The sequence below is a fragment of the Nocardia sp. XZ_19_385 genome, assembly GCF_015355755.1.
Classification (GTDB): domain Bacteria; phylum Actinomycetota; class Actinomycetes; order Mycobacteriales; family Mycobacteriaceae; genus Nocardia.
Genome location: NZ_JACVEE010000001.1, coordinates 2,548,290 through 2,573,454, shown reverse-complemented (window position 1 = coordinate 2,573,454; position 25,165 = coordinate 2,548,290). Strand labels below are relative to the sequence as shown.

The 25,165-nt window shown below is 66.8% G+C and carries 25 protein-coding genes and 2 pseudogenes; 13 read left to right on the top strand and 14 right to left on the bottom strand.

The genetic code is table 11. From position 1 onward, the window contains the following. The first annotated feature begins 118 nt into the window (after positions 1 to 118). A complete protein-coding gene (locus tag IBX22_RS12155) occupies positions 119 to 355 on the top strand; it encodes a hypothetical protein (RefSeq protein WP_194815372.1) in 237 nt (78 codons plus the stop codon). A 53-nt stretch (positions 356 to 408) separates the two neighbouring features. Here the strand turns inward: IBX22_RS12155 and IBX22_RS12150 are convergent, their stop codons facing one another. Beyond that, complete coding sequence (locus IBX22_RS12150) at positions 409 to 651, bottom strand: YbdD/YjiX family protein (RefSeq protein ID WP_309234551.1); 243 nt, start codon at positions 649 to 651, stop codon at positions 409 to 411. Continuing rightward, complete coding sequence (locus tag IBX22_RS12145) at positions 648 to 2,927, bottom strand: carbon starvation CstA family protein (RefSeq protein ID WP_194815371.1); 2,280 nt, start codon at positions 2,925 to 2,927, stop codon at positions 648 to 650. The genes IBX22_RS12150 and IBX22_RS12145 overlap by 4 nt, the downstream gene beginning before the upstream one ends. Positions 2,928 to 3,228: 301 nt before the next feature. Between IBX22_RS12145 and IBX22_RS12140 the strand changes: the two genes are divergently transcribed. From IBX22_RS12140 to IBX22_RS12130, 3 genes are all read left to right on the top strand, one after another. Then, a complete protein-coding gene (locus IBX22_RS12140; RefSeq protein ID WP_194815370.1) occupies positions 3,229 to 4,527 on the top strand; it encodes a sugar ABC transporter substrate-binding protein in 1,299 nt (432 codons plus the stop codon). A 154-nt stretch (positions 4,528 to 4,681) separates the two neighbouring features. After that, the gene (locus IBX22_RS12135; protein ID WP_375540235.1) at positions 4,682 to 5,560 is read left to right on the top strand and encodes a carbohydrate ABC transporter permease; all 879 of its coding nucleotides are present in this window, start codon (positions 4,682 to 4,684) and stop codon (positions 5,558 to 5,560) included. 14 nt (positions 5,561 to 5,574) lie between these two features. Next, positions 5,575 to 6,420 (top strand): carbohydrate ABC transporter permease, encoded by an 846-nt coding sequence (locus tag IBX22_RS12130; RefSeq protein ID WP_194815773.1) that lies wholly within the window; start codon positions 5,575 to 5,577, stop codon positions 6,418 to 6,420. Here IBX22_RS12130 and IBX22_RS12125 read toward each other — a convergent pair whose 3' ends face one another. Together IBX22_RS12125 and IBX22_RS12120 are read right to left on the bottom strand one after the other, a co-directional pair. Continuing rightward, complete coding sequence (locus IBX22_RS12125; RefSeq protein WP_194815369.1) at positions 6,421 to 6,834, bottom strand: VOC family protein; 414 nt, start codon at positions 6,832 to 6,834, stop codon at positions 6,421 to 6,423. 10 nt (positions 6,835 to 6,844) lie between these two features. Next, the gene (locus IBX22_RS12120) at positions 6,845 to 7,681 is read right to left on the bottom strand and encodes an AraC family transcriptional regulator (protein WP_194815368.1); all 837 of its coding nucleotides are present in this window, start codon (positions 7,679 to 7,681) and stop codon (positions 6,845 to 6,847) included. A gap of 194 nt (positions 7,682 to 7,875) precedes the next feature. Between IBX22_RS12120 and IBX22_RS12115 the strand changes: the two genes are divergently transcribed. Continuing rightward, positions 7,876 to 8,796 (top strand): zinc-binding dehydrogenase, encoded by a 921-nt coding sequence (locus tag IBX22_RS12115; RefSeq protein WP_194815367.1) that lies wholly within the window; start codon positions 7,876 to 7,878, stop codon positions 8,794 to 8,796. A gap of 5 nt (positions 8,797 to 8,801) precedes the next feature. On the opposite strand, the gene IBX22_RS12110 is transcribed toward IBX22_RS12115, so the two are convergent. Continuing rightward, a complete protein-coding gene (locus tag IBX22_RS12110; RefSeq protein ID WP_309234590.1) occupies positions 8,802 to 9,227 on the bottom strand; it encodes an SDR family oxidoreductase in 426 nt (141 codons plus the stop codon). Between IBX22_RS12110 and IBX22_RS12105 the strand changes: the two genes are divergently transcribed. Both IBX22_RS12105 and ychF read left to right on the top strand, forming a co-directional pair. Next, positions 9,160 to 9,711, top strand: a complete 552-nt coding sequence (locus tag IBX22_RS12105) for a hypothetical protein (protein WP_228538800.1) — start codon at positions 9,160 to 9,162, stop codon at positions 9,709 to 9,711. The two genes, IBX22_RS12110 and IBX22_RS12105, sit on opposite strands and share 68 nt — an antisense overlap. 55 nt (positions 9,712 to 9,766) lie before the next feature. Continuing rightward, the gene (gene ychF, locus IBX22_RS12100) at positions 9,767 to 10,846 is read left to right on the top strand and encodes a redox-regulated ATPase YchF (RefSeq protein WP_194815364.1); all 1,080 of its coding nucleotides are present in this window, start codon (positions 9,767 to 9,769) and stop codon (positions 10,844 to 10,846) included. A gap of 113 nt (positions 10,847 to 10,959) precedes the next feature. On the opposite strand, the gene IBX22_RS12095 is transcribed toward ychF, so the two are convergent. Further along, a complete protein-coding gene (locus IBX22_RS12095) occupies positions 10,960 to 11,964 on the bottom strand; it encodes an NADP-dependent oxidoreductase (protein ID WP_194815363.1) in 1,005 nt (334 codons plus the stop codon). Positions 11,965 to 11,993: 29 nt separating this feature from the next. Further along, a complete protein-coding gene (locus IBX22_RS12090) occupies positions 11,994 to 12,686 on the bottom strand; it encodes an SDR family oxidoreductase (RefSeq protein ID WP_194815362.1) in 693 nt (230 codons plus the stop codon). Between the two features lie 118 nt (positions 12,687 to 12,804). Between IBX22_RS12090 and IBX22_RS12085 the strand changes: the two genes are divergently transcribed. Then, positions 12,805 to 13,374, top strand: a complete 570-nt coding sequence (locus tag IBX22_RS12085; protein ID WP_194815361.1) for a TetR/AcrR family transcriptional regulator — start codon at positions 12,805 to 12,807, stop codon at positions 13,372 to 13,374. Between the two features lie 64 nt (positions 13,375 to 13,438). Here IBX22_RS12085 and IBX22_RS12080 read toward each other — a convergent pair whose 3' ends face one another. Beyond that, positions 13,439 to 14,068 (bottom strand): maleylpyruvate isomerase family mycothiol-dependent enzyme, encoded by a 630-nt coding sequence (locus IBX22_RS12080; protein WP_228538772.1) that lies wholly within the window; start codon positions 14,066 to 14,068, stop codon positions 13,439 to 13,441. Positions 14,069 to 14,262: 194 nt separating this feature from the next. Between IBX22_RS12080 and IBX22_RS12075 the strand changes: the two genes are divergently transcribed. After that, positions 14,263 to 15,543, top strand: coding sequence for a lipase family protein (locus IBX22_RS12075; protein WP_194815359.1), 1,281 nt, complete (start codon positions 14,263 to 14,265; stop codon positions 15,541 to 15,543). A gap of 20 nt (positions 15,544 to 15,563) precedes the next feature. Here IBX22_RS12075 and IBX22_RS37435 read toward each other — a convergent pair. Further along, a pseudogene (locus IBX22_RS37435) lies at positions 15,564 to 15,767 on the bottom strand (lipase); the annotation flags it as partial. A gap of 22 nt (positions 15,768 to 15,789) precedes the next feature. On the opposite strand from IBX22_RS37435, the pseudogene IBX22_RS37430 reads away from it, so the two are divergent. After that, a pseudogene (locus IBX22_RS37430) lies at positions 15,790 to 15,961 on the top strand (helix-turn-helix domain-containing protein); the annotation flags it as partial. Positions 15,962 to 16,021: 60 nt separating this feature from the next. Here IBX22_RS37430 and IBX22_RS12065 read toward each other — a convergent pair. The 3 genes from IBX22_RS12065 to IBX22_RS12055 all read right to left on the bottom strand — a co-directional run bounded on the left by IBX22_RS12065 (position 16,022) and on the right by IBX22_RS12055 (position 19,726). Further along, the gene (locus tag IBX22_RS12065) at positions 16,022 to 17,356 is read right to left on the bottom strand and encodes a lipase family protein (RefSeq protein WP_194815357.1); all 1,335 of its coding nucleotides are present in this window, start codon (positions 17,354 to 17,356) and stop codon (positions 16,022 to 16,024) included. 135 nt (positions 17,357 to 17,491) lie between these two features. Then, a complete protein-coding gene (locus IBX22_RS12060) occupies positions 17,492 to 18,682 on the bottom strand; it encodes a CdaR family transcriptional regulator (RefSeq protein WP_194815356.1) in 1,191 nt (396 codons plus the stop codon). 51 nt (positions 18,683 to 18,733) lie between these two features. Beyond that, entirely contained in the window at positions 18,734 to 19,726 is a 993-nt protein-coding gene (locus tag IBX22_RS12055) for a TIGR03557 family F420-dependent LLM class oxidoreductase (protein WP_194815355.1), read from the bottom strand. Positions 19,727 to 19,889: 163 nt separating this feature from the next. Between IBX22_RS12055 and IBX22_RS12050 the strand changes: the two genes are divergently transcribed. After that, complete coding sequence (locus tag IBX22_RS12050; RefSeq protein WP_194815354.1) at positions 19,890 to 21,353, top strand: NAD(P)/FAD-dependent oxidoreductase; 1,464 nt, start codon at positions 19,890 to 19,892, stop codon at positions 21,351 to 21,353. Between the two features lie 24 nt (positions 21,354 to 21,377). Here the strand turns inward: IBX22_RS12050 and IBX22_RS12045 are convergent, their stop codons facing one another. Continuing rightward, positions 21,378 to 21,833: a nitroreductase family deazaflavin-dependent oxidoreductase gene (locus IBX22_RS12045; RefSeq protein WP_194815353.1), complete on the bottom strand. Its 456-nt coding sequence runs from the start codon at positions 21,831 to 21,833 to the stop codon at positions 21,378 to 21,380. Between the two features lie 173 nt (positions 21,834 to 22,006). Here IBX22_RS12045 and IBX22_RS12040 point away from each other — a divergent pair, with 173 nt between their 5' ends. Beyond that, positions 22,007 to 23,011 (top strand): alpha/beta hydrolase family protein, encoded by a 1,005-nt coding sequence (locus tag IBX22_RS12040; protein WP_194815352.1) that lies wholly within the window; start codon positions 22,007 to 22,009, stop codon positions 23,009 to 23,011. A gap of 201 nt (positions 23,012 to 23,212) precedes the next feature. Continuing rightward, positions 23,213 to 23,455 carry a CsbD family protein gene (locus IBX22_RS12035; protein ID WP_194815351.1) on the top strand — a complete coding sequence of 81 codons (243 nt, stop codon included), beginning with the start codon at positions 23,213 to 23,215 and terminating at the stop codon, positions 23,453 to 23,455. A gap of 64 nt (positions 23,456 to 23,519) precedes the next feature. Here the strand turns inward: IBX22_RS12035 and IBX22_RS12030 are convergent, their stop codons facing one another. Next, positions 23,520 to 25,121, bottom strand: coding sequence for a serine/threonine-protein kinase (locus tag IBX22_RS12030; RefSeq protein ID WP_309234550.1), 1,602 nt, complete (start codon positions 25,119 to 25,121; stop codon positions 23,520 to 23,522). Positions 25,122 to 25,165: the final 44 nt, after the last annotated feature.

The following is a 25,165-nucleotide window of genomic DNA, read 5'->3' as shown; positions in this document are numbered from 1 at the left end:
GGAGGCAGGGGCCAGGGAACCGGGGTCTGTGGGCTGGGCCGATGCCCGAATAGCGTGATCATCACTGCTTCAGGGGCAGTTGGGCAGTTCGAAAAAGATAGAGCAGAAGGAATTTTCGATGAAACGATCACTCGCCGCGGCGACCTTGGCCGGTGCGCTGATGCTGGCCCCGATGGCCACCGCGAACGCACAGCCCGCCGCCCCGGCTCCCGCCGCTGCCGAGCAGGCGACCCCGGTCTCGGGGTGCGCCACGATCCCGCCATCCGCGCCCAATAAGTGTAGTTGGTTCCACCAGCTCGGGGAGTTGCTGACGACAGGGTCCTCTGCTCTCGGCAGCGGCTCGAAGGCGAAATAAGTTCCACCAAAAAACGGCCGCCGCACCGATGTGGTGCGGCGGCCGTTTCACGTTCAACAGCAGCGGTTTTGCGGTTTGCGTTCGGCTTCGTCATAGCGATCGCGCCAGTACTGCCGCTCGCTCGGTATCTCGCAGCCGGGATGCTCGCGATGCAGGTGTGCCACATAGCGCTGGTAGTCCTGCCCGCCGATGATGGCGTTGTACCAGCTCAGCAGGCTCCGGGCGCCGTCGATGAGACGCCGCAGCGCGGCCGGTCGGGTGGACCGGCCGCGCTGCGGCACAACGGGTTTCGTCACTTGCTCAGACTGACGTCTGGGCTTTCGGCGCCGTGCGCGGAGCCCCGCGGGGGAATCTTCCCGGCGGCGACCAGCTCATCCCACTGCTTCTGCACTTCCTTCTCCTCCGGTGTCGGGAAGAATCCGGTCGGCTCGAAGAGCTTCGACGGCACCTCTTCCGTCTCGGTGGTCTCCGAACCGCCCTTGCGCCAGGCCTTGAAGCAGACGATCGCACCGACGATCGCGACGATCAGCACCATGGCGGCGAACACGATCGACAGCGAGCCCTGGATGAAGGTGTTGCGGATGACGATGTCGACATCTTCGGGTGTCTTCGCCGTCAGGCACAGCTTTCCGGCGGCCTGCGCCTGTTCGCAGATGCTGTTCTGCGTCCAGTAGCCCACCTTCGGGTCGTCGGAGAAGATCTTCTGCCAGGACGCGGTCATCGTGACGAGCAGGTCCCAGACCAGCGGAATACCGGGAATCCAGGCCCACTTCGTGTAGCCCTTCTTCACGATGATGGTCAGGACCACGGTCAGCGCGATCGCGGCGAGCAGCTGGTTGGCGATGCCGAACAGCGGGAACAGCGCGTTGATGCCGCCCAGCGGGTCGTTGACGCCCATCAGCAGGATGGAACCCCACGCGGCGACCACGATCAGCGAGCACAGCCAGGCGCCGACCCGCCAGGACGGATCCTTGAACTTGCGGGCCGCGCCACCGAAGTTGCCCAGCGCGTCCGAGACCATGAAGCGCGCGACACGGGTGCCCGCGTCGATGGTGGTGAGGATGAACAGCGCCTCGAACATGATCGCGAAGTGGTACCAGAACGACTTCATGCCGGCGCCGCCGAGGAACTTGCTGAACACCTCGGCGATGCCGACGGCCAGGGTCGGCGCGCCACCGGTGCGCGAGATGATCGACTTCTCACCGAGATCCGAAGCGGCCTGACTGAAGTCGGCCGGGGTGGCGGGCGGACCCGACAGCCCGAGCGAATTGGTGTACGCGGCAGCCTTTTCCGGCGTGCCGCCGGTGACGCCGAGCGGCGCGTTCATGCCGAAGTACAGGTGCTGGTCGATGATCGAGGCGGTGATGATGGCCATGACCGCGACGAACGACTCCATCAGCATGCCGCCGTAGCCGATCATCCGCGCATGCGATTCCTTGGCCAGCAGCTTCGGTGTGGTGCCCGAGGACACCAGTGCGTGGAAACCGGACAGCGCGCCACAGGCGATGGTGATGAACAGGAACGGGAACAGGCTGCCCGCGAACGCCGGTCCGGGCTTGTCGAAGGCGAACTGCGAGACCGCGGGGGCCTTCAGCACCGGCATGGTGATGAGGATGCCGATGGCGAGCAGGCCGATGGTGCCGATCTTCATGAAGGTCGACAGGTAGTCGCGCGGGGCCAGCAGCAGCCACACCGGCAGCACCGAGGCGAAGAAGCCGTAGGCGATCAGCAGCCAGGCGATGGTGACCTTGGACAGGGTGAACCAGTCCTCGCCCCAGGCGGTTTCGGAGACCCAGCCACCGGAGACGATGGCGAGCAGCAGCAGCACGATGCCGATCACGGAGACCTCGCCGACCGCGCCGGGCCGCAGGAACCGCAGGTACACACCCATGAACAGGGCGATCGGAATGGTCAAGCCGATGGAGAAGACACCCCACGGGCTCTCGGCGAGCGCGTTGACCACGACCAGCGCGAGCACCGCCAGCAGGATCATCATGATCACGAGGATGCCGACGATGGCTGCCACGCCACCGATCGCGCCGAGCTCGTCCCGGGCCATCTGCCCGAGGCTGCGGCCCCGCCGCTTGGTGGAGGCCCACAGCACCAGGTAGTCCTGCACCGCGCCGGCGAAGACGACGCCGACCACGATCCAGATCGTGCCCGGCAGGTAGCCCATCTGCGCGGCGAGCACGGGACCGACCAGCGGTCCGGCGCCGGCGATGGCGGCGAAGTGGTGGCCGTAGAGGACCCGCCGGTCCATCGGCATGTAGTCCTTGCCGTTTTCCAGGATCTCGGCAGGGGTAGCCAGGTCGTCGCGGGGCTTGGTGATTTTCCACTCGATGAACTTGGCGTAGAACCGGTAGGCGGTGATGTAGGTACACACCGCCGCGATCACGATCCACACCGAGTTGACCGACTCGCCCCGCGCGAAGGCGACGACCGCCCAGGCGATGGCGCCGACGACCGCGATCGCCGCGAAGATCGCCTTCTTCTTCGCCGTGATCGGGGACTTGTCGACCACACCTACCGGGGGTAGATCTGGGTCTGTCCGCAGATATTCGATTGTCGCCATCGAGCCCTCATCTCCTGAAAAAGCGCAGGATCCAGCAGAAACCAGAAAAAACGTAACCGATCGAGGTTCCTCGCCGAGCGGGTTTGGTGTGTCCGCCGTCACCTGCGTTATAGCCGTGCGTATGCTGCCACGCCGCCTCACGTTGCGCCACATGCTTCGGAGAGCCTTAGGCAAGTCCGAACATTCGGATCGGGTGAACGGTCGGTAGCGCGCGACGAACGGTCGGTGCGCCGCGACCGGCGGTCGAGAAACATTTTGCCGTAAGTATGCTGCTGCGCATCATGACGACACCCCTCGGCTCGTGATCGCGGTCCGCCGCCGGACCCTGCTCGGTGCCGCCCTGGCCGCACCGCTGGCGCTGGGCGCATGTGGCGCCGACGACGACGCGCTGACCTTCTTCTTCCAGGCCCGGCCGGAGGAGGCCCGGGTCCGGCTGAAGATCATCGAGGAGTTCCGGAAGCGGCATCCGGATATCAAGGTGCGCACCATCATGTCCGGGCCGGACCCGCTGCAGCAGATGCTCACCTATTGCGCGGGCGGCAAATGCCCGGACGTGATGATGGCCTGGGAGTTGCTGTACGCCGGGCTGGCCGAGCGCGGAGTGCTGCTGGATCTGCGGACGCTGCTGGATCGGGATCCCGCGTATGCCGAGGAGCTGCGGCGGGACAGTTATCCGACGTTGTATGACACCTTCACCTATGGCGGCGGGCAGTACGCGCTGCCCGAGCAGTGGTCCGGGGTGTTCCTCTATTACAACCGGCAACTGTTCGCCGATGCCGGGCTGAGGGCGCCCGCGCGCTGGAGCGAGGCTTGGAGCTTCGACGAATTCCTGAACGCGACAAAGGAGCTCACGCGGCGTGCGGGTAGTCGCACCAAGCAGTGGGGTTTCGCCGACGCCTGGGTGCCGTACTTCTCGGCTGCTTGCTTCGGGATGAACAACGGGGCCGAATGGTTCACGCCGTCGGTGAATCCGACCCGGACGAATATCGGTGATCCGCGGTTCGTGGCCGGGTTCCAGTTCTACGCGGATCTGGCGGTGCGGCATCGGGTGGCGCCGAAAGTCGCTGATCAGCAGTCGGTTTCGGCTCCGGACCTGTTCCGGCGGGGACGGGCGGCGATGGCGATGGGCGGACACTGGCTCTACTCGGAGTTCGCCGGACACGACGATCTCGAGGTCGATCTCACCGTGCTGCCGCGTGGTCCGCACGGCGGTCCCGACGCGGTTACCGACGTCGGCTGCACCGGGCTGTCCATCGCCGCGGACAGTCCGCGCATCGAACAGGCTTGGGAATTCGTGAAATTCGCGACCGGGCCGGTGGGGCAGGCGATCGTGGCGTCGTCCGGGTTGTTCGTGCCGGTGTTGAAATCCGCGATGGCCGCGCCGGGCTTCGCCGCCGCGCATCGCGAGACCCGCAACCTCGAGGTGATGACCGGTGGACCTGCCGCGTCGCGCCCGCTGCCCGTGACGCCTGCCTGGGGCAAGGTGTCGGCCTTGCTCGAACGTGGCGGCAACCGGGTGTTGCGAGGTGCGGCGACGGCCGAATCCCTCAGTGGCTCCTTGACATCCGATATCGACGCGCTGCTGGTTGCCCATGCTTGAACGCGAAGCCATGCCGCCAGCGCCTGCCGGGTTGCGTGGGGATGACGAGGCGAGCGCCATCGCACGCACCGTTACCCTGCCGTCCAGCGGAACGCCTGACACCAGCGGCGGCAGCTCGGACCGGGAACGTGGTCCGGGAACCGTGCGGAGCCAACTGGCCCGGCGGCGCGAGCGGGCGGGCTGGATGTTCATCGCGCCGAATCTGGCCGCGGTGCTGGTCTTTCTGGTGTTCCCGCTGGCCTTCTCGCTGTACCTGAGTTTCCACTCCTGGGATCTGTTCAGCGCGCCGCGGTTCGTGGGCATCGCGAACTATCGGCGGCTGTTCGGTTCGGATCCGCTGTTCCTGATCGCATTGCGGAACACGGCGGTGTTCACGGTGCTCACACTGGTGCCGACGGTGGCGATCGGGCTCGCGGTGGCGTCCGCGCTGCACCGGAAACTGCGCGGTATCGGCATCTTCCGGACGATCGCGTTCCTGCCGCTGGTCGCCTCCACGGTGGCCATGGCGGTGGTGTGGCGGTTCATCTTCACCACTGACGACGGGCTGCTGAACCTGATGCTCGGCTGGGCCGGCATCGATCCGGTGCCGTGGCTGACCGACCCGAACTGGGCGCTGGTGTCGCTGAGCATCGTGACCGTCTGGAAAAGCGTGCCTTTCGCGACGGTGATCCTGCTCGCGGCCCTGCAGGGTGTGCCGGAACCGCTGTACGAGGCGGCGAAGATCGACGGTGCCGGTGCGATTCGCCGGTTCTGGTCGGTGACGGTGCCGCTGATCCGGGGGCCGCTGTCGTTCGTCTTCGTCATCACGGTGATCAACTCGGTGCAGGCTTTCGACCAGGCGTACGCCCTGACCGGGAGCGGCGGGGGGCCGGAGACCGGCACCTATCTGCTCGGAATCATGTTGTTCCAGCACGCATTCGGGTTCTACGAGGTCGGTTACGCCGCTGCGCTGGCTTGGGTGATCTTCGCGATTCTGCTGCTGTTGACGCTGTTGCAGTTGCGGTTCGCGCGGCGGGCGGAGGTGGAACTGTGAACCGCCCGGCGCGGATCCAGCCTGTCCAGCGCAGGGTCGTCCGGCGGGTACTGGGCGGCGTGGCCGCCTACCTCGCGCTGGCGGCGATCGCGTGGTGCGCCCTGCTGCCGATCCTGTGGGCGCTGTCGGGCTCGCTCAAGCGAGACGGTGAAATCACCGAGACTGCGATGCTTCCCGAACAGCCGCAGTGGTCCAACTACGGCAAGGTCTTCGAGCTGCTGCCGCTGGGCCGGATGTTGTTGAACACCATGGTGTATGCCGTCTGCGTCACCGCCGGGCAGGTGTTCTTCTGTTCACTGGCCGGATATGCGTTTGCGCGCTTGCGATTCCGCGGTCGCGACGTGCTGTTCATCGCCTACCTCGCGACCCTGATGGTCCCGCTGACCGTCACGGTGATCCCGCAATTCCTGCTGATGCGCGCTCTGGGCTGGGTCGACACCCCGTGGGCGATGATCGTCCCGGGCTTGTTCGGCAGCGCGTTCGGTACCTACCTGATGCGCCAGTTCTTCCGAACTCTCCCAGCGGAATTGGAGGAAGCCGCCATCATCGACGGTTGCAGCACCTGGCAGGTGTACTGGCGAGTCCTGTTGCCGCACACCCGCCCCGCTCTGATGGTGCTGGCGGTCCTCACCTGGATCACCGTCTGGAACGACTTCCTCTGGCCGCTGATCATGATCCAGCGCAACGAGATCGCCACCGCCACACTGGGATTGGTGCGTCTGCAAGGTCAGTACCACACGCAGTGGCCGATCCTCATGGCCACCGCGATCGTCATCCTGTTGCCGCTGCTCGTGGTCTACGCGTTCGCCCAGCGCGCTTTCGTCCGCGGTATCGCGATGTCCGGCTTGGGCGGCCGCTGATTATTCGCCGCGATAGGTGCCGAAGCTCCACAGGTTGCCCTCGGGGTCGCGGACACTGAACCCGCGCGAGCCGTAGCCTTCGTCGCGCAGGCCGCGCACCACCTCGGCGTCGGCGGCGGTGGCGCGTTCGAACAGCTCGTCGGGGTTGTCGCAGACGACGTAGAGGCTGGCGGCGCCGGCCGGGCGGGTGCCGAACGGGGAATCGTCGCGGCCGGTGGAGCCGAACATGATGCCGCCGCCGAGTGGCCAGCGCAGCTCGCCGTGCTCGACGATCGACGGGTTGTCCTCGCGGGCGTAGACGGCGGTCTCTTCGAAGCCGAAGGCTTTGACCAGGAAGGCTGTGGTGCCGCGGGCGTCGTCCAGGGCCAGGGCGGGCCAGATGAAGGCGGCTTTGGTTTCTGTTGAGTTCGTCATGAATCCAGCTTCATCCTCGGAGCCCGGGGTCGTCTTGGACGGATGGAATCTCCTCGGCCAGCCAGGTGGTCGGGCTGCATCCGGCCAGTTCGGCGAAGTCGCGATTGAGGTGGGCCTGGTCGTAGTAGCCGCAGGTGGCCGCGACCTGGGCGATCGTGACGAACGACGGGGTGCGCTCGATCATCCGCCGGGCCCGCTCGAAACGGGTGATGCGGGCCGCGAGCTTCGGGCTCAGCCCGAATTCAGTGCCGAATCGGCGGGCGAGATGCTGGCGGGACCAGCCGATGCCGGTGGCCAGCGCTCCGATATTGGTGGTGCCGCCGGATTTCACCAAAGTCCGCCAGGCCCAGGACAATTCGGGGGTCACGAGCCGGTCGGGGCAGGCCAGCCGGGTCAGCAGCCGATCGCAGGCGGCGAAGCGTTGCGGCCACGACGCCGGGCCTTGCAGGCGTTCCCACAGTTCGTCACCGACCGGGCCGGCCACATCCGCGAATTCCAGCGAGGTGTTCCAGAGTTCGCTCGCGGGCACGCCGAACAGCGTGCGCGACCCGAGCGGGGTCAGCGCGATCGCCACGCCTTCCTGGTGGCCGGAGTGCGAGATGGCCGCCGGGCTCGCCTGCAATCCGCTCAGTACACAGCGATAGTTCGCCGGTCGCTGGCCCGGATCCGTCTGGGCGACAACGTCGACGGTGTGCCCGATGGCGACGATGAAGGTCAGATGCCGTGACGGCAGGCCCCGATGCAGCCCGGGTTCGTACCCGGTCATCCGGTAACCCAGGTAGTGGTCGATGAACCCCGCCAGTTCGGGCGCGGGCCGTGCTGCCACCACCTCCGTGGTCGGCTCCATACGCGTCACGCTACGCCGCCGCATTTTTCGCGCAACCCGGTTCGTTCGACGGGAACGGTCGGCCGAGGCTCTTCGGTGTGCGCACACGGCGGCCGGACCGGCGGTGAGAATTCGCACATGTCCGGGTCGCTGTCTGCGAGATCGGGTTGCTGCCCGGTTACCGTTACGCGTTCTAACGGTTTTCTGGAGGTGTGATGCGGCGGGTCGGGTACGAGCGCAGTGGTGGTCCTGAGGTGCTCGAGCTGTCCTCGGCCGAGGTTCCGACGCCGGGTCCCGGCGAACTTCTGGTCAAGGTGCAGGCGATCGGCGTGACGCTGCCCGTGGTCCGGAAGGTGCGCGAATCCGCCGATCCGATCCCACTGGGCGGGGAAATCGCAGGTGAGGTCGTCGCGATCGGCGACGGGGTCACCGGCTACACCCCGGGGTACCGCGTCACCGGCCTGTGCTTCGGGCACGGTTACGCCGACTACGCGATCCTGGCCGCGCGCATGGCTTCTCCGATTCCCGACGGCGCCTCCGCAGTCGATGCGGTGGCCCTGGTGCGTAGCGGCCTGGTTGCTCTCGGCGCGATCGACTCCGCCCGACCAGAATCCGGCGAGACCGCGCTGATCACCGCCGCGGCCAGCGGGGTCGGCCACCTGGCCGTGCAGCTGGCGCGGGTCCGCGGTGCGTCCTGGGTCGTCGGCGCCGTCTCCGACGCGGCCAAGTCCGACTTCGTGCGCGGCCTCGGCGCGGACGAGGTCGTCACCTACGACCAATCCTCCTGGGGCAAACCCGCCGACTACGCGCTCGACGCCGTCGGCGGTGAACTCCTGAAGCCTGCCCTCGGCGCGCTGACTCCCGGCGGCCGCCTCGTCGCCTACAGCTCCGGCGGCGGCACCATCGAGGCCTACGACCTGCTGGTCGAAGCCAAGACAGTGATCGGGTTCCAGATCCGCCGCATCGCCGAAGGCAAGCCGGACGTCTACGACCATTGGCGCCAGGAACTTTGGCAGTACTTCGCCTCCGGCCAGCTGCGCCCTGTCCACACCGAGTTCCCGCTCGAGGACGCGGCGCAGGCGCACGCCCTCGTCGAGTCCCGCGCCAACCTCGGCAAGGTCGTCCTCATTCCCTGAGCGCCTCAGTTGGCCACGTTGACGTGCTGGCGGATAGTGCTGGGATCGGACATCAGCTCGAGCATGCAGGCCGCCAGGTCGTCACGGGTGATCTGAATACCGAAGGTGACGTTGCGTTCGATCGCCGTGCGGTAGGCGCCCTTCGCCGTCTTGTCGGTGAGTTGCGGCGCGCGGACGATCGTCCAGTCCAGCACGCTGTCGCGCGCGATCTGCTCGGCCGCGGCCATGTCCGCGAGGCTGTGCCGCAGTAGCGGGCGCAGGATCAGTGGCTTCACCACGAACCGGGTGAACCAATCGTCGCCCGGCCCAGCGATTCTCGCGCTGTTGCTCACCAGCAGGAAGCGCCGGACATCGGTTGCCTCCATGGCTTTGGTGATCGATAGAGCGGCGTCGGCGCTCACCGTCGTCGGTCCGGAGTCGCGCGAACCGATGGTGCTCAGGACCGCGTCCGAGCCCTGGATGGCTACTCGCGACCGGATCCTCGACGCCGCCGCGGAGATCATGCGGCATCGCATGCCGGGGCCCGAGGGCGCGCGGCCCGAGCCGGGGGAGTCGACGGTCGAGGCCAATCTGGCGGCCATCGCCCGCGGTGCGCTGTCCTTCTACCAGCAGTCGTTACCGCTGCTCGGCGGTCTGCTTGCCCAGCCGAAACGCATGGCGACGCACCGGGATTCGATGAGCAAGCACGGTGCGGGACCCGGGCAGGCCATCGCGGGTATCGCCGCGTATCTGCGGGCCGAACAGGGGCTGGGCCGCGTGGAGGCGGACGCGGATGTGGACACAGCGGCCGCTCTGCTCGATGGCGCCTGTTTTCATCAGGCATTCCTGCGGTTCTACGACGAGGGTCCGGACGCGACTCCGGTTCCGCCGGAGCTCGCAGCACGCCTCGCCCGAACCCTGGTCGGCCGCCTCTGACGCTCGGCCGGGCGGCGGCGGAGGCGGGCCGGGGTCCGCGTAGACTCTCCTACTCGTGAGTCTCACCCTCGGAATTGTCGGTCTGCCCAACGTCGGAAAGTCGACGCTGTTCAACGCGTTGACCAAGAACGACGTGCTGGCCGCGAACTATCCGTTCGCGACCATCGAGCCGAACGTCGGGGTGGTGCCGCTGCCCGATCCGCGCCTGGGGACGCTCGCCGAGATCTTCAGCTCCGAGCGCATCGTCCCGGCTGTGGTGTCCTTCGTCGACATCGCGGGCATCGTGAAGGGCGCGTCCGAGGGCGCCGGTCTCGGCAACAAGTTCCTCGCCAACATCCGTGAGGCGGACGCCATCTGCCAGGTGGTGCGCGTGTTCGCCGATGACGACGTGATCCACGTCGACGGCAAGGTGGACCCGATGGCCGACATCGAGGTGATCGAGACCGAGCTGATCCTCGCCGATCTGCAGACCTTGGAGAAGGCGGTCCCGCGCTTCGAAAAGGAAGCCCGGATCAAGAAGGACCGCAAGCCGCTCGCCGACGCCGCCAAGCTGGCTCAGGAGATCCTGAACGAGGGCACCACCCTGTTCGCGGCCGGCAACAAGGTCGACACCGAACTGCTCAAAGAGCTGTCGCTGCTCACCACCAAGCCTTTCCTCTACGTCTTCAACGCCGACGAGTCGGTGCTCACCGACGAGGCGAAGGTCGCCGAGCTGAAGGCCGCCGTCGCCCCCGCCGACGCCGTCTTCCTCGACGCCAAGGTCGAAGCCGAACTCCTCGAACTCGACGACGAATCCGCGCTCGAACTCCTCGAATCCATCGGTCAGACCGAGCCGGGCCTGCACGGCCTGGCCCGCGCCGGCTTCCACACCCTCGGCCTGCAGACCTACCTCACCGCCGGCCCCAAAGAAGCCCGCGCCTGGACCATCCACCAGGGCGACACCGCCCCCAAGGCCGCCGGCGTCATCCACACCGACTTCGAACGCGGCTTCATCAAGGCCGAAATCGTCGCCTTCAAGGACCTGGTCGACGCGGGCTCGATGGCCGCAGCCAAGGCCGCCGGCAAGGTTCGCATCGAAGGCAAGGACTATGTCATGGTCGACGGCGACGTCGTCGAGTTCAGGTTCAACGTCTAGCCGCTGACATATCACGTCGCTGATTTGGCAAACATGCAGGTCAGAGAGGGCCCGACTCTTCGGAGTCGGGCCCTTGGTCTTTCCCGTGGCCGGTCGATGCCAGCGCGCCCGGCCTACGTCATGGAGACGACGACCTTGCCGGCTTTCGCGCGGCCCTTCTCGACGTACTCCATGGCCTGGAGGGTCTCGTCGAACGGGAAGACCCCGTCGACGATCGGGCGGATCTTCCCGGCGTCGATGAGGGCGGTGAGTTCGCGCAGTTGGTCACCGCTGGCCTTCATGAACAGGAAGGAATACGTCACACCGAGACGCTTCGCCTGGCGCCGGGTCTTGGCGCTGAGGGCGGTGATGGCCAGACGCAGGACCGGGTTCGAGCCGAGTTCGCGGGCGGTGGCCGGGTCGGGCGGGCCCGCGACGGAGATGGCCAGGCCGCCGGGCTCGAGGATGCGCAGGGACTTGGCGAGGTTCTCGCCGCCGAGGGAGTCCAGGACGACGTCGTAGCCGGTGAGGACTTCGGAGAAGTCCTGCGTGCGGTAGTCGATGACTTCGTCCGCGCCGAGTTCCTTGACGAGGCCGACCTTGGCGGTGCTCACGGTGGTGGCCACATGCGCGCCCAGTGCCTTGGCCAGTTGGATGGCGATGGATCCCAGGCCGCCGGCGCCCGCGTGGATGAGGACCTTCTGGCCCGGCTGTACGCGGGCCCGCTCGACCAGGGCCTGCCAGGCGGTCAGCGCGACTAGGGGGAGGGAGGCGGCCTCGGTCATGGTGAGCGTGGCGGGCTTGGGGGCGAGGTCGTCCTGGTGGACGGCGAGGAGTTCGGCGAAGGTGCCGATGCGGTCCTTGTCAGGCCTCGCGTAGACCTCGTCGCCCACGGCGAAGCGATCGACGGACGATCCGACCCGGACGACGGTCCCGGCGAGGTCGTTGCCCAGGACGAGCGGGAGGCGGTAGGGCAGGATCGCCTTGAGCTCACCGTTGCGGATCTTCATGTCCAGCGGATTGACGCTCGCTGCGTGGATCTTGACCAGGACGTCGTCGGCGCCCACCTGGGGGTCGGGCACCTCGGCGGCGCGCATCCCGGTCGCGTCACCGTACTTCTCGACCATGAAAGCCTTCATCGTCATCTCCGTTCCGATAGGGGTGAGCGTCAGCCTGCGTTCGGCTGGGGTGCCGCGGACAGGCTCTGCTTGACGTACCGGCTGGTCTCGTCGGCGAGGATCTCGGTCAGGCCGGTCTCGATGCCGGACAGGGCCTGGGCCGCGACGTCGGCGGCGGCGACCTTCTGGTCGGCAGGGACGCCGGCGGCCATGTCGGTGTCCATGTAGCCGACGTGCAGCGCCGAGACGGCAATGCCCCGGGGTGCCAGCTCTTCGCGGGTCGCGTCGCTCAGTGCCCAGGCGGCGGCCTTGGAGGCGGCGTAGGAGCCGACGGCGGCTGGGTGGAACCAGGACAGGGCGGATAGGACGTTGAGTACGGCGCCGCCGCCGTTGCCCTCGATGACGGGGGCGAAGGCGCGGGTCGCGGCGAGCGGGCCGTAGAAGTTGGTCTCCATCTCCCGGCGCACCTCAGCCAGGTCGCCTCCGATCAGCGTCGCGCCGGTCGAGATGCCCGCGTTGTTGATCAGCAGGGTCGCATCCGACGCGATGCGGGCGGCCTCCCGTATCGATGCCTCGTCCGTCACGTCGAGGCGCAGCGGGATGACACCCGGCACATCGACGGTCTCGGGGCGGCGGGCGGCCGCGTACACCTTCGCGCCGCGCTCCACGAGCTGGGCGGCGAGGTGCCGCCCGAGGCCTCGGTTGGCCCCGGTGACGACCGCGACCGCGTTCTTCAGTTCCATGCCCGCTCCTTGTCTATGGCGGGTGCCGTCAGGTCACCCACACGGTTTAGATTATGCAACCAATCTAAACACTGGTCTATGATAGATGTCAATCGACATCCAAATGGGAGAGTGATGCATGAGCCGCGTATCGCAGGCGCAGGCGGAGGAGAACCGCAGGCGGGTGGTGGACACCGCCTCGCGGCTGTTCCGGGAGCAGGGAACTCAGGTGAGCGTCGCCGACCTGATGAAGGCGGCCGGCCTGACCCACGGCGCCTTCTACAAGCAGTTCGCTTCCAAGGAGGCGCTCGTCGACGAGGCCACCGCCCACGCCTTCGACGAGCTCACCCAGCGCCACAGCGCCGGGCTGGAGCGGCACGAGGGGCAGCGCGCCGCCGCCCAGCAGGCTCTGATCGACACCTACCTCTCCGTCGAACACCGCGACGACCCGGCGGACGGCTGCCCGGTCGCCGCGCTCGCCACGGACATCGCACGCGATGGCGGGGGTCGTGAGGCCCGTCGGGTCTACACCGAGGGGGTGGCCGACTTCGCCGACTTCCTCGGCGGTGACGACCAGGACGGCATCGTCCGCCTCTGCACCCTGTTCGGTGCGCTGGTCCTGTCCCGGGCCACCAAGGGCTCCCCGCTCTCGGAGGAGATCCTTGCCGCCGCATACGCAGCCTTGATCGGGGGCGCGGCGGTCGAGTAGGCGAGGGCGATCAGCAGCAAGACGTTGGTCTGTACCGGAACGCAGTCGAGTCCCGCTTCGACGTCTAGCCCTTGGTACCGCTTTCGCCTGGGGCGGTGCGGTCGCGGAGCGTCGGTACACCGGGTCCGGACAGGTCGTCGCAGTAGGTGTGGCGGCCTGCCATTGCCATGGTCAAAGCGAGCGTTGGGCCGGTGACCAGGAGGCCGGTGCCCGTGGTGAACGGTCCGTCGGTTGCTTCTAATCGCAGGCCCTCGATGGCGGTTCGGCTGGGGACGGTGAAGTTTCGTTCGGAGTAGAAGCGTGCGACCTCGGTGGTGGCTTCGGTTGTTGGGGTGGCGGGGAGGTTGAGGGGGCGGCGGATGTCTTGGGCGTGGACGATTACCTCGCCGAGCCAGGCTGCGGTGTGGCCGGAGGCCGCGGTGGTGCTGGTGCGGATCGCGCGGAATCGTTGGAGGGTTTCGGCGGGGGTCGCTCCGCGGTGTTCGGCGAGTCGGCGATTGTTGTGCTTGTCGAAGTCGAAGCGGGCGCCCAGGACGCTGAAGAGCCAGCGTCGCCTGCCGATGCTCGCGGCCGCGGTGAGGTGAGCTACGACTTCTTCGACCACCCAGGAACCGCAGAGAGATTGCTGTCCCCATTGCTGGTCGTCCAAGTCGGCGAGATCCGCGGCCAGGGCCGCGCGTTCGGCGTGGACCATCGCCCAAAGTGCTTCGCGAGCAACGATATTCGACACGGGATACCTCCAGTACGGGTGCGTCGGCAACGGTCGAGGGGGGAGTTCTCGGCCGTCCAGCAGTTCAGACGACGCCGCTGACGTAGATTCATCGGCGCGCTGGACTCGCCGGGCGGATTACCGAATTCAACGCAAATGCTGCTGTAGGTTTGCCGACCATGACACAGCGCCTCCGTTCGGGCCTTTCTGTCCGGGTACCGAAAACGGTCGGTGCCAATATTTTTCGTGGTGCCCGGATATTCGTGGTGGGCTGCGCGGTGGCGTTGTCTGTTGTGGCGCCGGCGCGGGCGGAGGAATTGCTGCCGCCGAATGAGGATTTGTTCTACAGCTTTGACGGCAGTCTGGACGGGGTAGAGCCTGGGACGGTGTTGCGCGACCGGCCCGTACAGCTGGCAGCGGCGACGCCCGCGCTTCCGGTGCCGGTCGAGGGGATCCAGTTGCTGTATCGGACGACCGGGCAAACAGGGGGCCCACTGCTCGGTGTCGCGACCGTCATCCGGCCGCTCAACCCGGTCGGCGAGCTGAAAATCGTTTCGTTCCAGAACTTTTACGATGCGCTCGGCTCGCAGTGCAACCCGTCGTACTCGTTGCGTGGTGGCGGCAGGCTCAGCGAATATGGCCGCTACGTTGATCTCGGTGTCATCGCCCGCTACCTGGCCTCCGGGTACACCGTGGTCGTTCCCGATTATGAAGGCGTGAACCTCGCCTTCGGCGCGGGTCGGCAGGCCGGTCAGGTCACTCTCGACAGCATTCGAGCAGCCGAACACCGGCTCGGCGCGGATCCGGGACAGACACCGGTGGTCATGCTCGGCTATTCCGGCGGCTCTATCGCCACCGAATTCGCCGCCGAGGGTGCTGCGAACGGGTATGCGCCGGAACTGAACATCGTCGGTGTCGCCGAGGGCGGGTTGCCGGTCGATTACCAGCATGCGATCGACTACATGAACGGGACTCAAGCCTGGTCGCGGGTGATCCCCCTGATTCTTGCCGGAGTTGCGCGCGGCTACGGCATCGATCTGGACCCGTACCTGTCCGATTACGGCAAACAGGTGATGGACGACGTGCAGACCCGCTGTTTGGAAACCGTCGATTACACCCTGAGCATTCAAGACCTGCTGCGCCCGGAGTACCAGGACTACATGACAGTTCCCGAACTCGCTCATATGTTGTCCGACACCCGGATGCGCGCAGGTGAAAACCCGAAGGCGCCGATGTTCGTCATGATCGGCAACTCCGACGGTTATGGCGACGGGGTCATGGTGACCGGCGACGAACGTGAACTCATGCGCGGCTACTGCGCGAAGGGTGTACCCGTCCAGTTCCGTGAAACGACCATCGACCACAAAATGACCGGTCTGGCCTTCATGGCGGCCGTAGCCACATTTGTCGACGAAAGGTTCAACCAGGCACCGGCCGTCAACGATTGTGCGGCAATCTGAACTGAGCCGGCCATCACTCATAGTGCCCGCGCGCCGCGGCGCAGCGCATAGGAGGGAAAGCAGTTCGAGCTGACGCCGTCGATCGCGCATTGGAACGAGATCAACGGCCGCGTAACGGCTTCGGCTCCGTCGGGCAGCGGGACCGTGGTTACGGCAACGTCGGGGATGCCGTGTGCGAAATCGGCTGGCGGGCAGTAAAAGTCATCGTCTTCCGGCCGGAGCGGGCCGCGGATCGGGGGATAGCGAGCGAGGCAACTCCACGTGCACCCCCAACACCCTGAGCTACCGCCTCCGCCGCGTCGGTGAGCTGACCGGCATCGACCCGGCCGAACCGAACAACTCCCGGCTACTGGCCGCCGCCATCACCATTCACCGCCTCTATCCGCCTACGGCGGCACAGGATTCGATCAGCACCTGACGACCCGCGGCAGCACTGAGTCCCCACCCGGTAAACCGGATGGGGACTCGGTGTTCGAGATCAGCTACCCGGGAAGCCCGGCGGCAGGGGAGCGAAGGCTGCCATGAACCTCGGGCCCGGAGGGAGGCCGCGGAGTAGGGCGCTGGTCCAGGCGACCGCCGGGGGCCAGCCGGTGACCGCGTTGACCACGTGCTCCGGGACGGGGACCGTGTAGAAGCGGAGGTCGGCGCCGCGGTCCCAATAGCTTTGGACGGTGGGGAGTACGACCTTGGCGGGTGGGATGAGTTCGTCCCAGATGCCGTGCCACCAGAGGATCGGGGTGTCGGGGATGTATTTGCCGAGGCTGTTGTCCTGGAGGACCTGGACTACCGCAGGGGAGCCTTCCAGGGATTTACCGGGCTGGAAGTATTCGCTGATCGGGCGGTACATGCCGGTGGCGGCAATTGTTGCGTAGCAGCGGTTTTGGAAGTCGGCGAGGATCTGCTGGCCTTCGGGCGTCAGCAGTTCCTGCGCGTTGAATGCCTCGGGGTATTCCCGCGACAGCGAGGCGAAACCGAGCCACATCGTGAAGTTGCTGATCCCGGTGAGGCCGGGCTGTTGTTCGGTGGCGAATTTCGCCTGCTCGATCAGGTTGCCGGGGGTACCGCCGATGGTGGTGCCGAGCAGGCGCACATCCGGTGCGTAGGACTGGCGCAATTCGGCGGCGCGAATGGAACCGGAACCGCCGCCGGAATAGCCGTAGAGGGCGATACCGGAATCGGTGAGGCCCAGGCTCGCTTCGTTTTTCATGGCGCGCAGGCTGTCCAGCACCATCTTGCCTTCGGCATAGGTGTTGAAGGTGTTGAATTTGCCGTCGAAGTCCGGGACGTTGATGGCGAAGCCCTGCATCAGCCAATACACCGCCAGCGCGGCTTCTTTCATGGTGCCGGTCTGCAGCGTGTAGGAGGGGTTGCAGGTCGAATTGGTGGAGTCGATGGCCTCCTGGAACGACACCACCGGGCGCGCGCTGCCCGACCACGGAATACCGGGCACGATCACCGTCGTGGCGGTCACGATCGGATTGTCGTGAACGTCGTTGGAGCGGAACAGCAATTGCTTGGTGTAGACCGGGAACGGAATTCCCAGCAGCCGGGTCTGGACTTCTCGGGAACGCACGATTTGGCCGGGCGCGAACGATTCCAGATCTGCCGGATCGTTGTACCAGGGATCCTCGGCGGGGGTCGGAATCGGGAGCAGATCGTAGAGCTGCGGCTCCGCCGGCAATTGCGGCAACTGATTCTGGTCCGGCGGAAAGGCCGGGGGCCCCGGTTGCGCGGACGCCACGCCCACCGCACTCGCCACCACGCACGCCGACGTCAGTGCCAACGCGAGTCGTCGGAGATTTTTCCTGGCCATTTCGCAGTAACCTCGTTGTTCCTGTGTGGCCGGACACAATTGTCCAGCGCTTATGGTTCAGCACACAGGATGTTAGAGCCGCGCGCTATCGGCAGACGGCCGACGCTCGGCGGCGGCACTTGTGCATGTGCACGATCAGGATCGCGCCTTGGCTTCCAGGCGCCGGGCCACCCGCGCGGCCATCAGGGTGGCGATGCCCTCGGGCTGCTGGGGATCGTGGCCGGTCAGGTCGGTGATCCGGGTCAGCCGGTAGTTCACGGTGTTGCGGTGGATGAACATGGTCCGCGCCACCGCGTTGTGGTTGAACTGCTGCTCGATGAACGTGTCGAGGGTGAGCGCCAGCGCGGGCTGACCGTCCAGCGGATCGAGCACCGCCGCCAGCCCCGGCCGGGCCGGACCCGAGGTGGCGATGGCGTACTCGAACACCATGAACGCCCGCTCGCACACGATCTCGGACCGGCGCAGCGAGCGGGCCACCTCGGCCACGATCTGCGCCTCGGCGTACGCGGCGGGTATATCGGCCCGGGCCGGGGCCGCGGCGGCACCGATCCAGAGTTCCGGATGTGGTTGTGCCGCAGGGAAACCCAGACGCGACAGCAGGCTCGCCGCCGGGGTGTCGGCATCGCCGGGACGCATCGGCACCAGCGCTGTCCAGCCCCCGCTGTCGCGGTGCAGCAGGGTGCCGGGCACGGTGTTGATGCGACCGCGCAACCCGGTCAGCGTTCCGGGCGTGGGCTCGCCCAGGCGCACCACCGCCACCAGGAACGCTTCGCCCACCGGGGTTTCCGGATCCTGTGCCCACCCGGCCGGCTCGCGGCCCGTCAGCAGCGCGTCGACGACCTCGCGCTGGCGCTCCAGCAGATCCCAGCGCGGCTGGCGCGCCTCATCCACCAGCGCCACCGTGATGCGGGACATGATCAGCCCCAGATAGTCGGTCACCCGTAGCGCGATATCCGACACGACGCCGGTGTCCTCGACCATCGGAATCAGTTGTGAGAACAGGAATTCGATGCCGACGCGGTAGTTGTGCAGCACCACCACCAGCGGCATACCGTCGTGCACCAGGTTCACCGCGCGCAGCACCAGCGGCGCGGTGTCTTCCTCCGTGGGCGCGGTGTCATCGATCAGGAAGCGAAAGAACAGGGAGACGTTCAGGGTCGCGCTGGGCACGAAATCCGCGTCCATGAGCGAGCTCGGGAGCGTGCTGTAGGGCTGAGTGTCCGCGCTGAACGCGCCGACCAGCGCCGCGGCGCGGTCCCGGAGCCGCTCCAGTTCGGCCCGCCGCGCGTCGGAATCGATGGTGCCAGTGTGGTCGAACTCGGTCATGAGACTTCCTCGGCTATCGCCCGGCGAATCCGTCCACGATAGCCGCGGGGCTCAGCCGCGGGCGAGTGCCTCGGGCTGGACCGGCTGCAGTTCGCGCAGCTTGTCGGCGAGTTCGGTGCGGTAGAACTCGATGAAACCGTCCGGGTCGGGACCCGCGTTCTGCAGGACGGGGTGGTCGTAACCGGCGTCGGTGTATTTCTTGACGGCGGCGACGAAGCGATCGGGATCGGTGCCGCAGGTGAACTGCTCGAGGATGTCCTCTTCGCGGACCGTCGCGCTCGCGGCGGCGAAGTTCTTGGGGTTGGGCAATTCACTCATCACCGGCCAGCCGGTGAGCGCCCAGCGCGAGGTCTCCCACGCGGCCTTCGCCCCGGTGTGCTCGTCTTGCGCCCACGCCACCGGCACCTCCGCGTAGCGCGGACCGTCGCCACCGGCACGGTGATACTGCTCGACCAGTTCGGCCTTGGGCTCGGTGGTGAACAACCCGTCGCCGAGTTCGGCCGCCAGCTTCGCCGCCGACGCACCACCGGCCGCCACCGCGATAACCGGCGGCTGGTCCGGCAGATCGAAGATCCGCGCATCCGAAAGTTGCAGGTACTGACCCTGATACGACTGGTAGCCGCCGGTCCACAGCAACCGTATGATCTCCAGCGCCTCCCGCAGCATGGCCTGGCGCACCCGCACCGCGTCGGGAAACTCCAAGCCCACGATGTGCTCGTTGAGCCGCTCACCCGAACCGACGCCGAGGGTGAACCGCCCGTCCGACACCAGCGCCAGCGTTGCGGCGGCCTGGGCGACGATGGCCGGGTGATACCGCAGCGTCGGGCAGGTGACGCCGGTGGCGAGCCCGATCCGGTCGGTCTCGGCGGCGATGGCGCCGAGCACGGTCCAGGCGAACGGCGAGTGCCCCTGATTGTCGAGCCAGGGATGAAAGTGGTCGCTGATCTCGACGAAGTCGAAACCGGCCTGCTCGGCCAGCACCGCCTGCCGGATCAGTTCCTTCGGGCCGAAACCCTCCGCGGCCAGCTTGTACCCGATCTGCATCGCTACCTCCTGGACTCGGTTTCGCATTGCGACGAACTATCGAGGTGCTACCCGGCGCAACAGTCAGCAAACTGGCCCCGGCCGGTCCCGCGATTGACATACCGCGCCACTCGAAATACCGTCAGTATTCGAATACTGGCGGTATCCAACGAGGAGGTTGGGCATGAAGAGGTGTCGGGAGCCGCGCATCGTGATCATCGGTGCCGGTGTGTCCGGTATTGCCAGTGCTATTACGTTGCAGCGCAATGGGTTCCATGATTTCGTGATCCTGGAGAAGGGATCCGACGTGGGTGGGGTGTGGCATTGGAACCGCTATCCGGGCCTGACCTGTGATGTGCCCTCGCAGCTGTACCAGTTCGGTTTCGCGCCGAACCCGAAGTGGTCGCAGGTGTTCGCGCCGGGTCCGGAGATTCAGCGGTATCTCGGCGATGTGGTCGATCAGTTCGGGCTGCGCGAGCACGTGCGGTTGGACTCGGAGGTAGTCGCGGCCCAGTTCACCGGTGCCGGGTGGCGGGTGGAGACCGCGGCCGGGGCCGTGCACGAGGCCGATTTCGTCATCGCGGCCACGGGCGTGCTGCACCATCCGGCCATGCCGGAGATCCCTGGCTTGGACGAGTTCACCGGCGATGTGCTGCACACCGCCCGCTGGGACGACGCGGTGCCGACCGCGGGCCGCCGGATCGCCGTCATCGGCACCGGTTCCACTGGCGTGCAGGTAGTTTCGGCGTTGCAACCGGAAGCGGCGCGGCTCACGCATTTCGTGCGCAGCCCGCAGTGGGTCATCTGGGCGCCGATGTGGCTGCCGCAGCCTGGGGTCGTCGGCGCGGTGCTGGATCGGTTGCCCGAGATCAACAAGAAGCTGTACCAGGCGGGGATGGCCGGGGCGAAGCTGTTCACCGATATCGTCACCCGGCCCAGCTGGCGGCGGCGCGCGGTCCAGGAGTACGCCCGGCTGAGTCTGCGGGCTCAGGTGCGCGACCCGGAGCTGCGGGCCCAGCTCACCCCCGACTACGAGCCGCTGTGCAAGCGACAAGTGTTGTCCGGCAGCTACTATCGCGCGCTGCGTGCCCGCAACACCGAGCTGGTCTCCGCGGGCATCGACAAGGTGACCTCGACCGGCATCCGCACCACCGACGGCCGCGAGCACGCCGTCGACCTGATCGTGTTCGCGACCGGCTTCCAGGCGCACAACTACATGCGGCCGATGAATCTCCGCGGCCGCGACGGGATTTCGATCGACGACGCCTGGCAGAAGGGCCCGCGGGCCTACCGGATGACCGCCCTGCCCGGTTTCCCCAACCTGTTCACGGTGCTCGGCCCCAACTCGCCCACCGGTTCGATCCCGCTGCACCACGCCGCGGAAGTCACCGCCCGCTACATCACCGCCTGGATAAAGCGCTGGCGTGCGGGTGAATTCGACACCGTCGAGGTCACCGACGCCGCCACCGACCGCTTCGACGCCGAAGTCACCGAGGCGCTCGGCCCGACCGTCTGGAACACCGGCTGCAATTCCTGGTACTTCACCGAAGGCGGCAGCATCGACCTGCTGCCTTTCGATCGCGCCACCATGGAAACAATGCTCGCCGCCCCGGATGACGGCGATTTCCACCTGCAGAAACTGTCCTGATCCGATAAACGCGGCCGCGGGTTATTACCGCGGGGAGAGGCGGACGATCGGGTATTCGCGGTCGGACTTGCTCTGATATTTCCCGATGCGGGGCTGCGCGGCGGTGATGATCTTGAACGCCTGCTCGCGCTCGGCGCCCTCGAGGCGCTGCGGGAGCACCGCGACCGGTCCGTTGCTGTCGGGCAGTTCGATGGTCGCCTGGTCCGGGTGCGCCATCAGGTTGGTGTACCAGGCGGGATTCTGGCTGCCGCCGCCGGAGGCGATCAGCAGCCGGCCGCCGGTGCCGTCGTCGAACCAGGCCACCGGGGTTTCGCGGGGCTCGCCGCTGCGCGATCCGACGGTGTTCAGGACCAAGACCTCCATGCCCGCGAAGCCGCCCTTGCCCTTGCGGACCTTGCGGTTCATCCGGGCGTTCATCTTCTTCTGCATCCAGATCGAGAACGCTGAGGGGGTGCCGGCTTTGCGCTGCTTATCGGTCATTGTCTTCCTCCGTCACAATAGAGCCGAATTCCCAGCTCTTTTGGCGTTTTTGCTGTTGCTATCAACGTTAGGTGCGAGGCACCTTCTAGAGCTTCTCGATTCCTGACCGGTCGCGCAGGTGATGAACAGCACTGTTGCGTAACAGTTCGGCTTCGGCGACAGACTTAGATTCGGTGAAGCTTTCTGCCCTACGCAACACCGCCGCGGTCGCACTTGCCGCCGCTCTGACGACGACGCTGCTCGGTGGCACCGCTTCGGCGGCCCCGGAAAAGCCCTCGGCCGTTACCTCCATTGTCAAAGAGGGACGTAACTGGCATCTGAAGGTCTACTCGGCCGCGATGAACACCGAGATCCCGGTCGACGTGCAGCGTCCGATCGACGAGTCCACGCCCGCGCCGAACATGTGGCTGCTGAGCGGGCTCGACGGTGGCGAAGGCAGCGCGAGCTGGCAGGCCCGCACCGACGCGCTGCAGTTCCTGTCCAGCAAGCCGGTGAACGTGATTCTGCCGATTGGCGGCCGTGGCAGCTACTACACCGACTGGCAGCAGGCCGACCCCGAGCTCGGCATGAACAAGTGGAAGACCTTCTTCACCGAAGAGCTGCCGCCGCTGCTGGACAAGGCCCTGAATTCCACCGGCCTGAACTCGCTGGCCGGTCTGTCGACCTCCGGCACCTCGGTGCTGCAGCTGGCCGAGGCCAAGCCGGGCCTGTGGAAGTCGGTCGCCGCCTACAGCGGGTGCGCGCAGATCGCCGACCCCATCGGCAAGCAGGCCGTGAAGTTCTCGGTCGAGACCTGGGCCGGTGGCGACACCGAGAACATGTACGGGCCGGACGACAGCCCGCTGTGGGTGGAGAACGATCCGGTCATCAACGCTGAGAAGCTGCGTGGCACAAAGCTCTACCTGGCCAGCGGCAGCGGCATCCCGGTCGCGGCCGACGTCCTGTACTACCTGAACCAGTCGCCCGGCCCGATGGGCGCGGTCAACCTCAGCCTCGGCATGATCATCGAGGGCGCCACCAACGCCTGCACGATGAACCTGAAGAACCGGCTCGATTCGCTGGCCATCCCCGCGACCTACCAGTTCAACCCGGTCGGCACGCACTACTGGCCGTACTGGGAAGAGGCCCTGCACAAGTCGTGGCCGCTGCTGGCCGACGGCATGGGCATCGCTCCCTGACCGATCGTTTCCACAGCGAGTGCCCGTCAGCGTACCCATCCGCCCGGCGGGCATTCCTGTCTGACCGCTCCGAATATCTTGTGGGTTCCGCCACAGTCGAGCTGACCAGGCACAACGCGGGTTGTTTTACGCGGACACGTTTCGCTTCCGTGGGACGGGTATGCCGAGATTGTCAGCCGTTGCCTGATATTGGAGGTAGTTGTGCCCGAACATACAAGTGGTCCTCGTGAAGGAATCGAAGGCGTCGTCGAGGACGTGAAGGGTAAGGCCAAGGAGGCCACCGGCATCGTCACCGGTAACGAGGGCCTCAAGGAAGAGGGCCGCGCCCAGCAGGACAAGGCCGAATCCCAGCGTGAGGCCGCCAAGAAGGAAGCCGCCGCCGAAAAGGCGCGTGCGGAAGCCGACATCGACGAGGCCCGCCAGGCTGGTTACCAGAACCGCTGACGGGACGTAGTGCGGGTGGTGGTCGCGATCGCGACCACCACCCGCACTGTCATGTCCGGACCGGTCAGCCTTCGGCGGTGACCACGTGGACGAAGGTGCCGTCGAGGGTGGTGGCGAGGTAGCCGCCGTCGCCGTATTCATCGCTGAGATAGAACCGCAGCGTCGGCTTGTCGTCGTTGAACGACCAGTTGTCGATGATGATGTAGCGGTTGGTGGGGTTCGCGAGACCGATCTTCTCCTCCGCGCTACGGAACAGCTCGGGGAGCAGGTCCCAGTTGATCGAGCCGAGCCGGATCGCGGGGTCGGTCCGGGTGCCGCCAGGGCCGGTGCGGGTCGCGAGCCAGGTTTCGCGGTGGAAGCTGTACGTGTCGTAGACCGTGGGGCGATTCTGTAGCGGTGCACCGGTGTTGATGAAGTCGGGGTAGATCGTCGTGTCAGTGAATTCCGCACTGCCGGAGATCTTTTCGAGCGCTGCGATCGCCTGCCGGATGCCATCGGGGGTGAGCAGGCTCGGGCTGTCGGCAGGCGCGGGCGTGGGAGTGTCCGTTGGGGTGTCCGGGGTGGGGGCGAGGCTGGGCACAGTCCCGGGTTCTGTCGGTTGCGCCGCCGAGGTGTCCGGCGTCGTCGTCCACAGGGCTATCGGCACGGTGGCCGAGACGATCAGCAAGGCCGCGATTCCTCCGAGGATGAGGCCGCGCCGACGACGCTCCGCAACGGCTCTCGCCGGTGGACTCGCCAGGTACTGGCCGCCGGGCGTGGAATGCGGAGTGACCGAGGTGCGCGTTGTCGATTCCTGCCCGGCGAACTGCTGCGGCATCGCGGCGAGTGGCATCGACGGCACCGAGGTCGCGGCAATCGCCTGTGCGAGTAGCTGATCCAGCTGTTCGACCGACGGGCGATGCTCTGGATCGCGTACCAGCAGCGCTTCCAGCGCCGGTGCCAGCGGACCGGCGCGCCGTGGTGGCGGAATCTCACCGGACAGGACCGCCCCCAGCACCGCGACGGTGGTCTCACGCCGCATTGGATGGAATCCCTCCACCGCGACGTAGAGCACCAACCCCAGCGACCACAGATCCGACGCCGGATGGCCTTCTTTGCCGCCGAGTCGTTCCGGCGCAACATATTCCAGCGATCCGACCAGATGGCCGGTGGATGTCAGCCCGTTCAATCCGTCGATCGCGGCGATCCCGAAATCGGTGAGCACGGGCGAATCATCCTCGCGCAGCATCACATTCGCGGGCTTTATGTCCCTGTGCAGCACCCCCACGCCGTGCGCGGCGCGCAGCCCGGCGAGTATGCCCCGCCCTAGTCGCGCCGCTATCCCCACCGGCAGCGGCCCCGCGGCCAGCCGGTCGGCCAGGCTCTGGCCGCGCACCAGCTCCATCACGATCCACGGGTGTGCCTCGGCTTCGGAATTCACAATGTGATGCAGCGCAACCACATTCGGATGCCCGATGCGTGCCAGCGCCCGCGCCTCCCGCAACACCCGCTCCCGCTGCACCGCCGGCGAACTGGCCCCAGGCGACACATCCGGCCGCACCTCCTTGAGCGCCACCTCCCGATGCAGCATCACATCCAGTGCGCGCCACACCGTCCCCATGCCCCCACTGCCGAGCGGTTCGATCAACTCGAAACGCCCGTCGACCACTGTCCTCCCGGAAATCACGGCGTCAGCCTATGGGGTCCACCGCCCCCGCGCGAGACCCGCTG

Bases quoted from the DNA above. Each gene is read 5' to 3' on its own strand.
- IBX22_RS12090 (WP_194815362.1), bottom strand. From the start codon at position 12,686: ATGGAACTGAAGAACGCGGTCGCGGTCGTCACCGGGGCCAACCGAGGC.
- IBX22_RS12155 (WP_194815372.1), top strand. From the start codon at position 119: ATGAAACGATCACTCGCCGCGGCGACCTTGGCCGGTGCGCTGATGCTG.
- IBX22_RS12080 (WP_228538772.1), bottom strand. From the start codon at position 14,068: ATGGTCCACGCCGAACGCGCGGCCCTGGCCGCGGATCTCGCCGACTTG.
- IBX22_RS12055 (WP_194815355.1), bottom strand. From the start codon at position 19,726: ATGCAGATCGGGTACAAGCTGGCCGCGGAGGGTTTCGGCCCGAAGGAA.
- IBX22_RS12085 (WP_194815361.1), top strand. From the start codon at position 12,805: ATGAGCCGCGTATCGCAGGCGCAGGCGGAGGAGAACCGCAGGCGGGTG.
- IBX22_RS12060 (WP_194815356.1), bottom strand. From the start codon at position 18,682: ATGACCGAGTTCGACCACACTGGCACCATCGATTCCGACGCGCGGCGG.
- IBX22_RS12045 (WP_194815353.1), bottom strand. From the start codon at position 21,833: ATGACCGATAAGCAGCGCAAAGCCGGCACCCCCTCAGCGTTCTCGATC.
- IBX22_RS12120 (WP_194815368.1), bottom strand. From the start codon at position 7,681: ATGGAGCCGACCACGGAGGTGGTGGCAGCACGGCCCGCGCCCGAACTG.
- IBX22_RS12075 (WP_194815359.1), top strand. From the start codon at position 14,263: ATGACACAGCGCCTCCGTTCGGGCCTTTCTGTCCGGGTACCGAAAACG.
- IBX22_RS12095 (WP_194815363.1), bottom strand. From the start codon at position 11,964: ATGAAGGCTTTCATGGTCGAGAAGTACGGTGACGCGACCGGGATGCGC.
- IBX22_RS12065 (WP_194815357.1), bottom strand. From the start codon at position 17,356: ATGGCCAGGAAAAATCTCCGACGACTCGCGTTGGCACTGACGTCGGCG.
- IBX22_RS12145 (WP_194815371.1), bottom strand. From the start codon at position 2,927: ATGGCGACAATCGAATATCTGCGGACAGACCCAGATCTACCCCCGGTA.
- IBX22_RS12115 (WP_194815367.1), top strand. From the start codon at position 7,876: ATGCGGCGGGTCGGGTACGAGCGCAGTGGTGGTCCTGAGGTGCTCGAG.
- IBX22_RS12125 (WP_194815369.1), bottom strand. From the start codon at position 6,834: ATGACGAACTCAACAGAAACCAAAGCCGCCTTCATCTGGCCCGCCCTG.
- IBX22_RS12105 (WP_228538800.1), top strand. From the start codon at position 9,160: ATGGCTTTGGTGATCGATAGAGCGGCGTCGGCGCTCACCGTCGTCGGT.
- IBX22_RS12050 (WP_194815354.1), top strand. From the start codon at position 19,890: ATGAAGAGGTGTCGGGAGCCGCGCATCGTGATCATCGGTGCCGGTGTG.